Source organism: Chryseobacterium sp. CH21 (genome assembly GCF_004119445.1).
In the GTDB taxonomy this organism is placed as follows: Bacteria; Bacteroidota; Bacteroidia; order Flavobacteriales; family Weeksellaceae; genus Chryseobacterium.
In genome coordinates, this window is the sequence record NZ_QICI01000013.1 from 20133 (window position 1) to 34297 (window position 14165).

A 14165-nucleotide genomic window follows, 5' to 3' on the forward strand; every position below is an offset into this window, starting at 1 on the left:
TTGTTCTGAGAATATTTTTGCAAAAATATGAATATTCATCAGTGATAACAATGATATTCTGTAGAATTAACCTCTGCTTTTTGTCAAACTTTTACTACAAAAAGCAATTCAATAAAACTTAAATCATTATTCAATAAATAATAAAAAAATTCCATAAGCATCAATATTTATCATTTATAAAATTCTAAAACAAATCGTAAATAAGGTATATCATTGATATTTAATGAAGATATTTTAAAATGAATCGTGAATAAATTTATCACTTATTATTGAATTACTAAAATATACAAGTACCACACTATCCTGAAACCTCGATAAAACTTATAGAAAACAGATTACAAAATACTAATTTATCTCCATAATTTCACTATTTTTACACAATCAAAAAATATAAAACACAATAGACCAGAAAACTTCAATGATAAAAATTTATTTTCAATCGTTCCTGACCATTAAAAAAACTTCGACTTGTACAAATACTATTATTAACCACCTCTTGCATTAGCATCAGGTATAGATCAGTTTTGCACATCTATGAGAGTTTGGGCATTTATTTTTGCTTGCATATACTTAAACGTTTCCGGACAGCACCACACTTCCACGTGGTACAATATAGACAATGGGCTTCCACAAAGCAGCGCAAAGGCCATTGTAAAAGACAAATATGGATTTATCTGGATTTCTACAGAAAATGGGCTGGTACGGTATGATGGAAGTTCGTTTATTACCTTTAATAATTTCAGGGTAAACAACCTGCATTTCGGAGAGTTTACCGGCGATCCCCATCTTGACAGTATCACCGTTCTTAATAATTTCCAGGAAAATAAAATCATTATTAAAAACAGGTTTCCAAAGCTTTCCAGCCTTGTTGAAGCGGATAAAATGACCTATTCCAATGGTACGGATGTCGTATATCGTATTGCCAATAATATTATAACATCGAACTTTTATAATGATGTTCAATATTTTATCCCACTCAAAAATTCGGTCTATCGTTTTACAGAAAAGAAGGAAATTATTTATAAAGAAGGGAAAAAGGAAATAAAAGTACCCATCCCTTTCACCAACAAAGACCTAAATTATGCTTTTGTATTGAATGATAGGCTTTTTATCAATGACCTGAAAAAAAGAAAGACTTATTCTATTTACAAGGGAAATCTTTCCATTTCTGAAAAGCCTACCCTTTTTAATCATCCTGACACTAAAATCTATTGGCAGCAAATTAACAATCAGACTTTTGTTATCAATCATGATAATATCTACCTCCTGGAAGGTAACGAAAAAGATCTTCGTCTGAAATTTCTTGTCAAATTTGAAGAAATAGGCAATCACTCTTATTGTTCTATGTTTTATGATAAAGATTTTAATAAACTTTATCTGGGAACGCTCAATAATGGGCTGAATATACTTCAGCTTTCTAACTTTCATGTTTCAAGAAAAGAGGCCGATTTTTCCAACAACGTGTACTTCGCGTCTCTCCCATTCAGCAAAAGTACAATTATTACAGAGGACGGTACAGAATTCGGGAAAAATGGGATTGTCAATAAGCATCTGTTCGGAAGCAATGATAATTACCTGATGATGTATGACAATTCTGGTAATATTCTGGTAAGAAACAGAAACAGTATTATCCGGTTTTATAAAAATTCGGGGTATAAAGAGAAAGATTCTACTTTTATCAATAAAGGACTTGAAACTTTTATGAAAAGCGGGAATCTTTATGGAACTACATTTACCAATCTTTCCGGTACTCAGCTTCATCTTTACAGGAAAGATTTGTTCGCTAAACCGGATTTTAAATATAATTTTAAAAGTTATGTAAATATTTTTCATCAATACAGTGATCATGAAATCCTGACAGGTAACAGTGACGGATTATATTCGATCTCGCTGGAAAATAATACAGTAAAACCTTTAATCAAAAATATCCATGTTAAAAATATTATAAAAACCAAGGATAATCTGATTTGGATTACCACTCATAAAAATGGCTTTTATCTTTTCAGAAACCACAAACTCATCAAGATGCCCAATGACAGGAATGACCATCTGCAGGCAGCTCATTACATCCTTGATGATCAAAATGGTTCTTATTGGATTTCTTCGAATAACGGTCTGTTTAAAGTTCCGAAAAAACAGCTGCTTCAGTATGCTGAAAACAGAAAAGCACCTGTTTACTATTACCGTTTTACAAAAAAAGACGGTTTCCTGACCAATGAATTCAATGGAAGTTCAGAGCCTAATGCTTATGCTTTGGAGAATGGAGATTTTGTATTTCCTTCTATGGATGGTTTTGTATTTTTCAATCCCAACAGTATTCAGACTTACTACCCCAAAAGGAATGAAATTTTTATTGAAAGGGTAAAAATCGGAAATTCTGAACCACAATATTTCCATGAGCTGCTTGATTTAAAAAATGATTATAAAACAGCAGATGTCTTCATTGATATTCCTTACTTCTCTAATCTGGAAAACCTTTATATTGAAGCTAAAATATCCGGAAAAGAAAACTCTGAATGGGAACAGATCACTACGGGAAAAGATTTAAAATATACGATCAGCAATCTTGCTCCGGGCGAATATGCGCTTAGTGTAAGAGTACTTATTTCTCCTGATGGAAAATATGAAGAAAATACAATCCGTTTTAAGATTGAGCCTCTTTTTTATCAGACAATCCTCTTTAGAGTGTCTGCTTCTATTATTATCCTAATCATTATTATTGTAATTGTTCAGCTTACCACCAATTTTTTAAGAATAAAAAATAAAGCGTTAAAACAAATTGTCCGTAACAAAAACTCTGAATTAAAAGAAACTTCTCTCCATCTGGAAGCAGTAAAAAGCAACCTGCAAAAAGAAACAGAATATCAGAAAAAACTGGTAGAAACCATCAGTCACGACATTACAACTCCTATCAGGTTTATTGCCATGCTTTCACAAAAGCTTCATGAGTCTGATGATGTAGAGCTTCAGAAGAAATATTTTGACAGTATTTATAAATCTTCGGAACAGCTTTATCAGTTTACACTGAACTTAAAAGAATATACTGAACTTTACAAGGCTGAGAATATTTTGAAGAAAAAGAATACCCAATCAACAGAATTCTGGAAATCAAGAACAGATTATTTTGTGAAATTGCAAAAGAAAAAGGAACAGTCATCACCAATCTGACTGAGCATAAAGTATATTCTAAAGTAAATGAAAGTATTTTAACCGCCATTATTCACAATATCCTTGATAATGCTGTGAAAAATACTTTTGAAGGGAGTATAATCCTAAATATTACAGAAAACCAACAAAAATCTACAATAATCATTACCGATACAGGAATCGGAATGTCAGCAGAACAGATTGATATTTATATGAATCTGTTCAGAATCCTACACTGGAAACCCCTAGTTTCAAGGGAAAAGGACTTGGCCTTCATATGGTTATCCATCTGGTAAAAAAAATCAATGCTGAAATCAGTTTCAGGCAAAACCAGCCTAAAGGAACTGTGGTAGAAATAACACTCAATAAAAACTAATTTGTATGAATGAAAGAATTTTAATTGCCGATGATCACTATGTAGTAAGGGCAGGAACATCATTGGTTCTTGAGACTGCTTATCCTGAACTGAAAATAGATTTTGCTGAAAACTATGACCAGGTGAAAAATAAGATCGCCTTTTCACGGTATGATCTTCTTATTTTAGATATTGATATGCCTGGGACACAGTATAAAAAATGATTCCGGAATTGAAAGATATACAGGATGATCTTAAGATCCTTATCTTCTCAGGGTATGATAAGGATGTTGCCATTCAATACATCAGAGAAGGAGCAGAAGGCTATCTGAACAAGCAAAGCAGTGAGGAAGAAATTAAGAATGCTGTGAAAACTGTAATTGAAAAGGGATATTTCTACCCTGCAGACCTGATTGGCCTTATTATCCAAAACAAAAGAGATAATCCTGTAGAAAAGTTATCCTCCCGTGAGTATGAAATCTTCAAGCTCCTTGCCGATGGAAACGGAAACCTTGAAATTGCCAACAGACTTAATATACAAATGTCTACGGTAAGTACTTACAAGAAAAGGATTTTTCAAAAGCTTAACGTAGCCAATATTGCAGAACTGATCAAGGTATATGAATGATGCATTAAAAAAATGGGGTCGGAATAATTTAATTCCGGCCCCGGAAAAAACACAAATCTCATTAGGTTTTAAACAGCTAACCTATTGAGCCCGTAGATTTTTTATATTGTCATTGTATTTTTAGTGATCTTGAGAAAGTAACCCTTATGTCTATTTATACTGGAGCCGGGTTTTCAAACCAATCTACCTTCAACAGGGTATTAAACAGATGGAAAATATTACCCCTTCAGAATACATCAGCAGTCTGCAGCTTCACTGATTGGTTTCACCAATAAATATCATTGAGATAATGATTTTTTAATTCGGAAAATTATCAGGAAATTTACATGACTTAATTTTTCTGTTAAACCACTGCATCTTAATTGCAAACAAAATCATGAATTCATCTGAAAAAGCCATTCAGGGAAGCTTACGTTTCCGCTATATAAAACTTTGTATTTTCTTTTCAGGACTTTCGGTTTTTGCACAGCTTTATCTTTTCCAGCCGATGCTGCCCATGGCTGCAGAACAGTTTGGGGTATCCGTAGGTGATACTTCCCTGTTGGTATCATCGTCTACAATAGGAATGGCATTAGGGTTGTTATTTTTTGCTTTTAAAGCCGATAGCTATTCGAGGAAGAATTTAATGGTTTTTTCATTGATTTCGTCTGCGTTACTCACCATTATTTCCACCTGGATCCCAAGCTTAAGTCTTCTAATTGCCATTGGAATACTGAAAGGTTTTGTAGTTTCCGGTGTCTCAGCAGTTGCTCTTGCTTATCTTACGGAAGAAGTAAATGCTCTGGCAGTACCGGCAGCAATCAGCATGTATCTTAGCGGTAATACAATTGGTGGGATGAGCGGAAGAATCATGGCTACTCTGTTTGCAGGAGAGTTTGGATGGCGAAATGCCGTTCTTCTTATCGGAGTAGAGAGTTTTATCCTTGGTGTTATATTTTGGAAACTCTTTCCGGAATCCAGATTTTTCAATCCACAGAAAACAGATTATCATCTTAAGGTAAAACAGATGAAGTTCTTCCTTACCAATCCTTATATGCTCCGCTTATACTGTACAGCAGCCTTATTGATGGGGGTTTTTGTGAGTGTTTACAATTATCTGACGTTCAGATTAGAAGCCAAGCCTTTTTCTTTAAGTCATTTTATCATTGCTTTTATCTTTCTGATGTATATTTTTGGGGTATTCGGAACAATGATCGTAGGCCGGCTTTCCAGAAGGTTTCCCATGAATAATATTCTTAAAGCCTCTATTCTGTGTATGATTACCGGAGCCGCTTTATTGTTATCTGAGAATATCTATATTCTTATTTTCGGGCTTGGACTTTTTACTTTGTCATTTTTTGCAGCACATACGATGGCCAGCCAGATGACTGCTTTGTATGCCAAGCGGGGAAAATCTTCAGCGACTTCTATTTATTGGCTGTTTTACTATTTTGGTTCAAGTATTCTGGGAAGTGGTACCGGATATCTGCTTCATGCCTATTCCTGGAATATTTTCATAAACGTTCTTATCATTTCTGTTATCATAGCACTTATTTTGACCACTTTTAATGTGAATCCAAAAGCAACCATAAAAAGCTAGTACCACATACATACCACATTTATTTTTCCGGCACATTCAATAATTCGCCTATAGGTGTAGTATTTTAACATATCATTAATTTTTTATAATAAAAATTTAACCTAATCTTCACTAAAACAGGGGTTAATAAAGCAATGCCGGGCATACTATTTGCTATTTATCCTAAACCATATCATCAACTAAAATTCAAAATATTATGAACGTAGCAGATCTAAAAATCAAGAACTTAGTGGAGTACAAAAACCAGATTTTCACAATCACTGAGATCTTTCACAATGTCGAGCAGGATTATTTTGTTAAAATTGAAAATGATATTCAAAGTATTTCCGTTCCGGCAGCATCTATCAAACCTATCAAAATAACGGAAGAATGGCTTGAAAAGCTAGGATTTTCAAGAACATACAGTTCGGATCAGAGCATCCGGTATGAAAGGCCGGAACCCTTTATAAAATACGATATCGACCTAAGCTCCAGAAAGATACTGGAAGGACTGAAAATATACGGGAACGCCATAAAATGCAGGTATATCCATGAGTTTCAGAATATTTTTTCAAGCTTATTCGGAAAAGAAACTGCGCTACATTATGGTTATTTGAAAACAGAATCGTAGTTAAATAGTTCTTAGTTGAGGAAGACTACAATTTAGCCCATAAATTGTGGTCTTCTTATTTTTAAATGAAGTGAGGGAAAAATCTATTTAATTTCCCGAAAAATTCACCATAGATAAATCATTAATTTCATTGATATTTGTATCAGTAATACAAAAAACACAACAGTGATTATCAAGATTATCAACTCCGTTCTCATCTTATTGGCGGTCTTCATGGGTTTCAAACAAGGAATTGCCATGATCTCAGGTAAACCCGAAATGACAGAAATGTTCGAAAAATGGGGCTTTGACAAAAAAGGACTTATGATTAACGGAGCAGTTACCATTCTGGCTTCTTTAATGATTTTATTTCCTAAAACATTTGTCTGGGGCAATTTTCTAATGGCAGCGGGTATCTTAATGATTATTTGCCTGCAGCTTTTTAATAAAGATTTGAAAGGTGCTATGATAGAACTTCCCTTTCTTTGTCTGAATCTCCTCATTATTTATCTGCAGCACCCTCTTAAAAGCTAAATTAATGAGAAATTATAACTGGATAATTCCATTACTACTATATTTCTCCTGTACAGCCTGCGGGTAAAACATTCATAATGAGAAGTAAAATCATACAACACAACCTTCAAAAAAACAACACAAAATGGATAATCAAAAATAACAGACCTTGTGGTAAAACAAGCTATAGAAGCATTACAAAATGGTGATAAAGGCTGGTACAGTTTCTTCACAGAAAATCCTGCCATGACAGACGATGGCAATTCTGTTGATTTTAAATCTTTCTTTTCCAACGCTTTGGGTAATGAAAAATTTCTAAGCATAGACCGTGTAGAAAATGATGGAAAAGACATCTATGGTGAGTTTAAAGCCGGAAAATGGGGAACCTTTCCTGTATTTTTTAAATTTCATAAGAATACTGAAGGAAAATTTAACAGACTGGATATCGGGCAGAGCAAATAAGCGTCCCTATTAGTAACCTTTTCAATGAATCTTCATATTACTTTATTAAAGCATTTTTTTAATATTTACGTAAATTTGTACCTGTACGTAAGCATAAATTCTCATGACAGATACAATATTTTCACAACTCATAGAACACTTTAAGGAAATAGTTTCTTTAGAAGATAAAGACATTGACTGTATCACGTCAAAATTAGAAATCATATCCCTTAAAAAGAAGGAATATCTGCTTCGTGAGGGACAGATTTCCAGACATATGCGTTTCATTGCAAAGGGAAGTTTGTGTGCTTATCATATTGATGAAAAAGGAAAAGAAAATACCACTCAGCTAGGTATTGAAAACTGGTGGGTAAATGACCTTTACAGCTACCTGAGTGAATTTCCTTCAAGAATGTTTATTCAGGCGAATGAAGACACAACCATCATACAAATCAGTAAGAGCAATCTGGAATTATTGTATAAAGAAGTTCCGGCTATCTCCGAATTCTGGCGTCTGAAAATGCAGTCTGCTTATGTTACTTTACAGGAAAGAACTTTTGAACATTCACGCGTGGATGCCTACACCAAATACCGCACATTTGTCACTACTTACCGCAATATAGAACAGCGTTTTCCTCAATACATGATCGCTTCCTACCTTGGAATAACCGTAGAATACCTGAGTTATCTGAGAAAAAAGCACCTGTCTGACGTTTCTTAAGATTTCTTAAGTTTATTCCCCTCCAGCCCGAATAATTTTGCTCAATGAAATTTAATGAGTGAAATATGAAGGCAAAAATCATCGCTATAACATCTCTTGCATTGGCTTCACTGAGCCTGAATGCACAGAAACTTTCCTATACTCCGGATCTTGTTTTAGGACACCGCTCCTATACTTATATGCACAATATCAATTATCAGTTGAATGACCGATTGAAATTGAACAATCTTACTTTATTTGACACAGAATATACCAAAGACAAGGAGAATATCTTCTTCATCAGAAATACCCTCGCTTATAGTTTGACTAAAAGACTGAGTGCCAATGCTGCATTTGGGATGAAAAACCCGGGAGCATTTTTCAGTGCTTATCTCCAGTATAAAATCATTCAGCCATCCTATTCGCTTTCCTACTCTATAGGAACCACCTATCAGAAAGGATTTTCATTGGAACAGTCTATATCGTTTGAATATACACCCTATCTGACCGAAAATTTTAAAGGATATTTCAGTGTGCTTGCTATTGGCAATCTTGATGACAGTGGATATCCGAGAGGGCTTCAGTTTATCAGACTGGGTATAAAACAGGATAAAACGATGTATGGACTGGCTTCCAACTTCGACCAGTTTAATAATGGAAAAAAGACCCTTGAAAATATCGGGGCATTTGTAAAATATAACTTTTAAATAATTATAAGAAATGAAAAAGAACATTGATCTAGGAATGCTTATCACAAGAATAGCGATCGGGTTTCCCATGTCGGTTTATGGAATCAGTAAACTAATCCATGGAGTTGGTTTTATTAAAGATATGATGACCATGCACGGATTACCTTCATTCTTTGCTTATGGTGTATTTGCGGGAGAAATTATAGCTCCTGTGATGCTGATCATAGGATTCCGGGCTCGTCTGGCAGGATTGATCTTTGCGGCCAATTGCTTCACAGCTACTATTCTTGCCCAAACAGCTAATATTTTTAAACTTAATGAATTTGGAGGCTGGGCTTTGGAATTACTTGTTATCTATATGCTTGTAAGTCTGAGCTTTTTCTTTACCGGAGCCGGAAAATATGCAGTTTCTACCCAAAATAAATGGGATTAAAATATCTCAGAAACTTTCTATTCACTAATTGATAAACCAGGATCTCAGGATTCTGGTTTTTTTGAATCATAATTAAAAAATTCCCTTAATCTCCGTCTTCATTGCTTAATTTTACAATCAACTTAATCATCCATCATGAAAGAAGTAATCGTTTATCAAATTGATTCTTTTACAAAAGAAAAATTCAAAGGAAATCCTGCAGGAGTTGTGTTAAATGCAGAACATATGACATCTGAAGAGATGCAGCTTGTTGCCAGGGAACTTAATAATTCTGAAACAGCCTTTGTTTTCAGACCTGATATTCAGGAAGAAAATTTTGATTATCACGTTCGCTACTTCACTCCTACTACAGAAGTTCCTACATGCGGGCATGCTACCATTGCCGCACTCTATGCACTAGCTCAGGAATATCAGCTAGATTCCTGCACCATTAGAATCAATACTCAAATCGGAATATTACCAATTCATATCGAAAGGAAAAACAATGATTATCTCATCACAATGACACAGGGAAGCTTTGAGCTAAGCCCTGCTTTTGATGATTTAACCACTCAGAAAATTGTGCGGGCTCTGGGATTGACGATGGACAGCCTTGATCAAAAATGCCCGGTACAGATTGCTTCCACAGGACATTCTAAAGTCATGATCGGCATTAAAAAAAATCAGTCTTAAACCATCTGGATCCTGATCTTATCACCTTGACAAAGCTGAGTAAAGAAATCGGATGTAACGGATATTTTGTATTTACTTTCGATACGGAAGAAAAAGATATTTTAACCAATGGAAGAATGTTTGCTCCGGCTATTGGTATTTCTGAAGATCCGGTTACCGGAAATGCTAACGGCCCTTTGGGTGGTTATCTTATTCAAAACAAAATCTGTGAGGCTGTGGATGGTGTATTCAAATTTACAGGAAAACAGGGTGAAGCTATCAACAGAATTGGTAAAGTAGAGGTACAGGTTAGTGTTAAAGACCATAAGCCCAACGTTGTAAGGATTACCGGAAATGCAGTATCTGTTTTCAGGACAACAATGAATCTGAAATAATTCTGAGCAGTATATAAAAAACAGTCCCCATTGTAGAAAATCAGTCGTCATGTAGATGAATCAAAAAATTGTAATCCTCACGCACATTGTGCAGATAACGCAGATCTTTGTTAGAAAATCATACCACAAGCGTTTCAATACTGTCATTTTATGAGCCATGGCAAATCCGAATAAAATAACCCCGCATTTATTCAGAAATGAGTACAGCAAAATCGTTGCAGTACTCTGCAAAACATTTGATATAAAACATATCGAAATTGCAGAAGATATTGCCAGCGAAACTTTTCTGAAAGCTTCGGAATATTGGACTGTGAATGGCATTCCCGACAACCCTGCAGCATGGCTTTACACGGTAGCAAAGAATAAAACGAAAGACTATTTCAAACACCTTTCCGTTATTGAAAAAAACAAACCAGTAGAGGTAACGACAGCGGAAAAAGAGCTTCAGGTAATAGATTTCGACACTAAAAACATATCCGACAGCCAGTTGGAAATGATTTTTGCGATCTGCAATCCGATCAATTCACAGAAAACCCAAATAGGTCTGGCTCTGCAGATTCTCTGTGGTTTCAGTGTAGAAGAAATTGCCAATGCTTTTCTTTCCAAAGCCGAAACCATTAAAAAACGGTTGCAACGAGGCCGGGAAGTTCTCAGAGCACATCATTTTAAAATAGATTCTTTAAGTGAACAGGAAATCCACCAACGTTTGGAAACCGTACTGACTACTTTATATTTGCTATTTAATGAAGGCTATTTTTCCAGAACAAATAACCTTTTAATCCGAAAAGATCTTTGCCTGGAAGCCATCAGACTCACCTTGTTTCTTACAGATAACCAAATTACCAATGCTCCTAAGACCAATGCTTTGCTCGCTTTGATGTGTTTTCAAAGTTCAAGACTGGAAGCAAGAACTAATGATGAAGGAGAAGCCATTCTTTTTAACGAACAGAATGAAGATTTATGGGATAAAGCCTTGATTGAAAAGGGTAATTATTACCTGATAGAAGCCTGCAAGAGCAACAACATCTCCGTTTCAAAATACCATCTGGAAGCCGGAATTGCTTACTGGCACACGTCTCCTGCTGGTAAAGATAAATGGCTGCCTATTTTAAACCTGTATAATCAGCTTATTATTGAATATTCTCCTGTTACCGCCTTAAACAGAGCTTTTGCTTTTTCCAAAGTCTATGGAAATGAGAAGGCACTTATTGAGGCGGAAAAGCTCAACCTCATCACTAGTGAATATTATCATGGATTGCTGGGATATTTATATTCAGAACTCAATATCGATAAGGCTATTCATCATTATGAAGAAGCCATTCGCCTGACCCAATCAAAACCGGAAAAACAGACATTGCAGAAACAGATCAATCTTTTAAGACTGTCAAAAATTTAAATAAAAACCTCCCGATCAATGATCTGGAGGTTTTTTATTATTATTGATCATCTACGGTATTAAGAAACAAATCTTCTCTTCCGATATGGTACATATTGATAAGTTCTTGCTTCTTGATCTTAACAATATCTCCGTTTTTAATCTTATATTTCTTTTGCAATGGTTTCTCATTAAAATAAACGGCATCTGTAATCAGCAGTTGATCTAATTTAGAGGATGAAATACCTAAACATGTTCGTATTACCGTTGATACTTTCATATTAAAATTAAAAGTACAGTCTATTTTAAACGAAATCATCTCGCTGTCCATATTGATAAGATCCTCAATCAAAAGGTTTGAATATATCATTTCATAGGCTACATTTTCCCAATCAGCTTCTACATTATTTTTTCTCATTACTTCCTGTGAAAAGGCATATTCCCAGGCAATTCCTGTATTATTTTCTGAGAGTTTATTAAATATTTCTTTGCTGATAGACTCCGTCCTGATTCTTGAGAATATGGTCATGTTATAGGTGTTGTTGCATTTTACACACCGGTAAATTAACCATATATCAATATTCTTTTTCTGAGCATTCAATCTGAATTTATCGCTGCATTGAAATCTTTCGCTGTTACAATGACTGCATTTCTTTTTGAGTAAGGGAGTATTTTTCACTTTTACCTCCCAGATATGTTGGGTACTCATAACTTATAATCGTGCTTATTATTCTTTATTGGATTTTTTCCATACTATTCACGTATTACAAGGAGATTATTAACATGTCTTTTTAGCTTCAAGATTGTCTCTTAAGCCAGAATCTGCTGTAAAGTCCAGTTTTGATCAATAGCAACGTCCAAAGCCAAAACAGCAGACAAAACCCCATTTTTAGGGTAATACAATAAATAATATGATGAAATGAAAATCTGTTCGGGTAGAATTACCCAAACGAAAGAACGATCAGCCTGTGGTTACTGAGACTGATACTAAGCGATAATAAGTTTAAGAGTTGTTCTCAAAACGAGTTATTTACTTGGTTATGATAAAAATAGTCAATTTTATTGAATAACAGAGCATTTCTACATTTACACTCAAAAAAATAAAAATTGACAGTCTGTAAAATGAACTATACAACAAATAAAAATTGAGCTATACAACAAACCTTCCCTTTCTGTTTCTGCCGAACTTTGTAGTATTAAAATCATCAAAATGATACAGATTAATAAAATTTACATCAACGGCGAATTTGTTACGCCAAAAGGAACAGAAACCTTTGATCTTATAAACCCAACTACCAATCAAAAAACCGGAGAAGTAGTTCTGGGAAATGAAGAAGATACTCAAATGGCCATTGCAGCTGCAAAAAAGCTTTTAAAACATTTTCAAAAACAACAAAAGAAGAAAGAATCAGCTTTCTTAAAAAACTACATGAAGCTGTAAGCAAAAAAGAAGATGAGCTGGTTTCTGCCATGGTAAATGAATATGGCGGAACATTACAATTCTGCAGAATGAGTGTTCAAAATGCCATTTCGTCTTTTACAGCAACCATCAACACCTTAGAATCTTATGATTTCGAGAGAACTGTAGGACATTCTAAAGTACGTTTTGAATCTTTAGGCGTAGTAGGAATCATTACTCCATGGAATGCCAGCAACAGTTTCATCTGTAATAAACTGGCTACTGCTATTGCTGCAGGATGTACAGCCGTTATAAAGCCCAGTGAAATGAGTGCCGTACAAACCCAGCTGCTTACAGAATGTTTCCATGAAGCAGGTTTACCGGAAGGAGTGTTCAATATCATCAATGGATTAGGAAATGTGGTTGGAAATGAAATCACTCAACATCCGGACATCGCTAAAATATCTTTTACAGGATCTACAATAACTGGAAAAGCAATTGCCAAAGGAGCTGTAGACACCATGAAAAGGGTAACCTTAGAACTTGGCGGAAAATCTCCTAACATTATCCTTGAAGATGCCGATCTTGAGAAAGCCATCCCAATGGCCGTTTTCGGAGCTTACATGAACAACGGACAGGCATGTATTGCCCCCACCCGACTTCTTGTTCCCCAAAACAGACTAAATGAAGTGAATGAACTGGCTAAAAAAGCTGCTGAACAGGTAAAAGTAGGAAATCCCAGCGAAGAAGACACCCTTGTAGGCCCAATGGTAAGCGCCAAACAGTTTGAAAGAGTACAAAACTACATCCGCATTGGTCAGGAAGAAGGAGCCATTCTTCTTGCAGGTGGTGAAGGAAAACCGGAAGGTCTTGAAAGCGGTAATTTCGTAAAAGCGACCATCTTTACGAATGTCCGTAATGATATGCGTATCGCTCAGGAGGAAATTTTCGGGCCTGTATTGTCTATTATTCCTTATGCCAATGAAGAAGAAGCGATTGCCATTGCTAATGATACTACCTATGGTCTGGCAGCCTATATCAGCTCTGCCGATCAGGAGCATGCTGAACGTGTAGCAGCACAGATTGATGCCGGAAGAATTTGTATTAATGGATTTGCACATGATCCTTACGCTCCTTTCGGAGGTTTTAAACAAAGTGGTATCGGACGTGAATTCGGGGTATTCGGGTTGGAAGCTTATCTGGAACCCAAAGCCATCCTTGTATAATATTAAATTCCTCAAAGTCCAATATTCAGGGGCTTTGGGGAATTT

15 protein-coding genes and 1 pseudogene are annotated in these 14165 nt (G+C 35.3%); 15 read left to right on the forward strand and 1 reads right to left on the reverse strand.

The window, feature by feature from the left end:
• The first annotated feature begins 534 nt into the window (after window positions 1–534).
• From BOQ62_RS01285 to BOQ62_RS01340, 14 genes are all read left to right on the forward strand, one after another.
• Entirely contained in the window at window positions 535–3168 is a 2634-nt protein-coding gene (locus BOQ62_RS01285) for a two-component regulator propeller domain-containing protein (RefSeq protein WP_129036624.1), read from the forward strand.
• 35 nt (window positions 3169–3203) lie between these two features.
• Window positions 3204–3443, forward strand: coding sequence for an ATP-binding protein (locus BOQ62_RS24195; protein ID WP_410494161.1), 240 nt, complete (start codon window positions 3204–3206; stop codon window positions 3441–3443).
• An 85-nt stretch (window positions 3444–3528) separates the two neighbouring features.
• The gene (locus BOQ62_RS22810) at window positions 3529–3726 is read left to right on the forward strand and encodes a response regulator (RefSeq protein ID WP_228413540.1); all 198 of its coding nucleotides are present in this window, start codon (window positions 3529–3531) and stop codon (window positions 3724–3726) included.
• Window positions 3723–4130: a LuxR C-terminal-related transcriptional regulator gene (locus BOQ62_RS01295; protein ID WP_228413542.1), complete on the forward strand. Its 408-nt coding sequence runs from the start codon at window positions 3723–3725 to the stop codon at window positions 4128–4130. Before BOQ62_RS22810 ends, BOQ62_RS01295 begins: the two co-directional genes overlap by 4 nt.
• Window positions 4131–4506: 376 nt before the next feature.
• Complete coding sequence (locus BOQ62_RS01300) at window positions 4507–5709, forward strand: MFS transporter (protein ID WP_129036625.1); 1203 nt, start codon at window positions 4507–4509, stop codon at window positions 5707–5709.
• Window positions 5710–5905: 196 nt separating this feature from the next.
• Window positions 5906–6319, forward strand: a complete 414-nt coding sequence (locus tag BOQ62_RS01305) for a hypothetical protein (RefSeq protein ID WP_129036626.1) — start codon at window positions 5906–5908, stop codon at window positions 6317–6319.
• Window positions 6320–6484: 165 nt separating this feature from the next.
• Window positions 6485–6832, forward strand: coding sequence for a DoxX family protein (locus tag BOQ62_RS01310; RefSeq protein ID WP_129036627.1), 348 nt, complete (start codon window positions 6485–6487; stop codon window positions 6830–6832).
• 150 nt (window positions 6833–6982) lie between these two features.
• On the forward strand, window positions 6983–7273 hold the full coding sequence (locus BOQ62_RS01315) for a hypothetical protein (protein WP_228413544.1): 291 nt from the start codon (window positions 6983–6985) through the stop codon (window positions 7271–7273).
• A gap of 103 nt (window positions 7274–7376) precedes the next feature.
• A complete protein-coding gene (locus BOQ62_RS01320) occupies window positions 7377–7973 on the forward strand; it encodes a Crp/Fnr family transcriptional regulator (RefSeq protein ID WP_129036629.1) in 597 nt (198 codons plus the stop codon).
• Between the two features lie 65 nt (window positions 7974–8038).
• Window positions 8039–8659 carry a hypothetical protein gene (locus BOQ62_RS01325; protein ID WP_129036630.1) on the forward strand — a complete coding sequence of 207 codons (621 nt, stop codon included), beginning with the start codon at window positions 8039–8041 and terminating at the stop codon, window positions 8657–8659.
• A 13-nt stretch (window positions 8660–8672) separates the two neighbouring features.
• Window positions 8673–9074 (forward strand): DoxX family protein, encoded by a 402-nt coding sequence (locus BOQ62_RS01330; protein WP_129036631.1) that lies wholly within the window; start codon window positions 8673–8675, stop codon window positions 9072–9074.
• A gap of 135 nt (window positions 9075–9209) precedes the next feature.
• On the forward strand, window positions 9210–9746 hold the full coding sequence (locus BOQ62_RS23765; RefSeq protein ID WP_262708285.1) for a PhzF family phenazine biosynthesis isomerase: 537 nt from the start codon (window positions 9210–9212) through the stop codon (window positions 9744–9746).
• 26 nt (window positions 9747–9772) lie between these two features.
• On the forward strand, window positions 9773–10120 hold the full coding sequence (locus BOQ62_RS23770) for a PhzF family phenazine biosynthesis isomerase (RefSeq protein ID WP_262708286.1): 348 nt from the start codon (window positions 9773–9775) through the stop codon (window positions 10118–10120).
• 157 nt (window positions 10121–10277) lie between these two features.
• Window positions 10278–11516 carry an RNA polymerase sigma factor gene (locus BOQ62_RS01340; RefSeq protein ID WP_129036632.1) on the forward strand — a complete coding sequence of 413 codons (1239 nt, stop codon included), beginning with the start codon at window positions 10278–10280 and terminating at the stop codon, window positions 11514–11516.
• Window positions 11517–11556: 40 nt separating this feature from the next.
• On the opposite strand, the gene BOQ62_RS01345 is transcribed toward BOQ62_RS01340, so the two are convergent.
• Window positions 11557–12204, reverse strand: coding sequence for a DUF1062 domain-containing protein (locus BOQ62_RS01345; RefSeq protein ID WP_129036633.1), 648 nt, complete (start codon window positions 12202–12204; stop codon window positions 11557–11559).
• Between the two features lie 501 nt (window positions 12205–12705).
• Between BOQ62_RS01345 and BOQ62_RS01350 the strand changes: the two are divergent.
• A pseudogene (locus BOQ62_RS01350) lies at window positions 12706–14120 on the forward strand (aldehyde dehydrogenase family protein).
• Window positions 14121–14165: the final 45 nt, after the last annotated feature.

What these genes read in the sequence shown, in the direction of transcription:
- BOQ62_RS01285 (WP_129036624.1), top strand. Translation starts at nt 535, where the DNA reads ATGAGAGTTTGGGCATTTATTTTTGCTTGCATATACTTAAACGTTTCC.
- BOQ62_RS22810 (WP_228413540.1), top strand. Translation starts at nt 3,529, where the DNA reads ATGAATGAAAGAATTTTAATTGCCGATGATCACTATGTAGTAAGGGCA.
- BOQ62_RS01295 (WP_228413542.1), top strand. Translation starts at nt 3,723, where the DNA reads ATGATTCCGGAATTGAAAGATATACAGGATGATCTTAAGATCCTTATC.
- BOQ62_RS01300 (WP_129036625.1), top strand. Translation starts at nt 4,507, where the DNA reads ATGAATTCATCTGAAAAAGCCATTCAGGGAAGCTTACGTTTCCGCTAT.
- BOQ62_RS01305 (WP_129036626.1), top strand. Translation starts at nt 5,906, where the DNA reads ATGAACGTAGCAGATCTAAAAATCAAGAACTTAGTGGAGTACAAAAAC.
- BOQ62_RS01320 (WP_129036629.1), top strand. Translation starts at nt 7,377, where the DNA reads ATGACAGATACAATATTTTCACAACTCATAGAACACTTTAAGGAAATA.
- BOQ62_RS01325 (WP_129036630.1), top strand. Translation starts at nt 8,039, where the DNA reads ATGAAGGCAAAAATCATCGCTATAACATCTCTTGCATTGGCTTCACTG.
- BOQ62_RS01330 (WP_129036631.1), top strand. Translation starts at nt 8,673, where the DNA reads ATGAAAAAGAACATTGATCTAGGAATGCTTATCACAAGAATAGCGATC.
- BOQ62_RS23765 (WP_262708285.1), top strand. Translation starts at nt 9,210, where the DNA reads ATGAAAGAAGTAATCGTTTATCAAATTGATTCTTTTACAAAAGAAAAA.
- BOQ62_RS01340 (WP_129036632.1), top strand. Translation starts at nt 10,278, where the DNA reads ATGGCAAATCCGAATAAAATAACCCCGCATTTATTCAGAAATGAGTAC.
- BOQ62_RS01345 (WP_129036633.1), bottom strand. Translation starts at nt 12,204, where the DNA reads ATGAGTACCCAACATATCTGGGAGGTAAAAGTGAAAAATACTCCCTTA.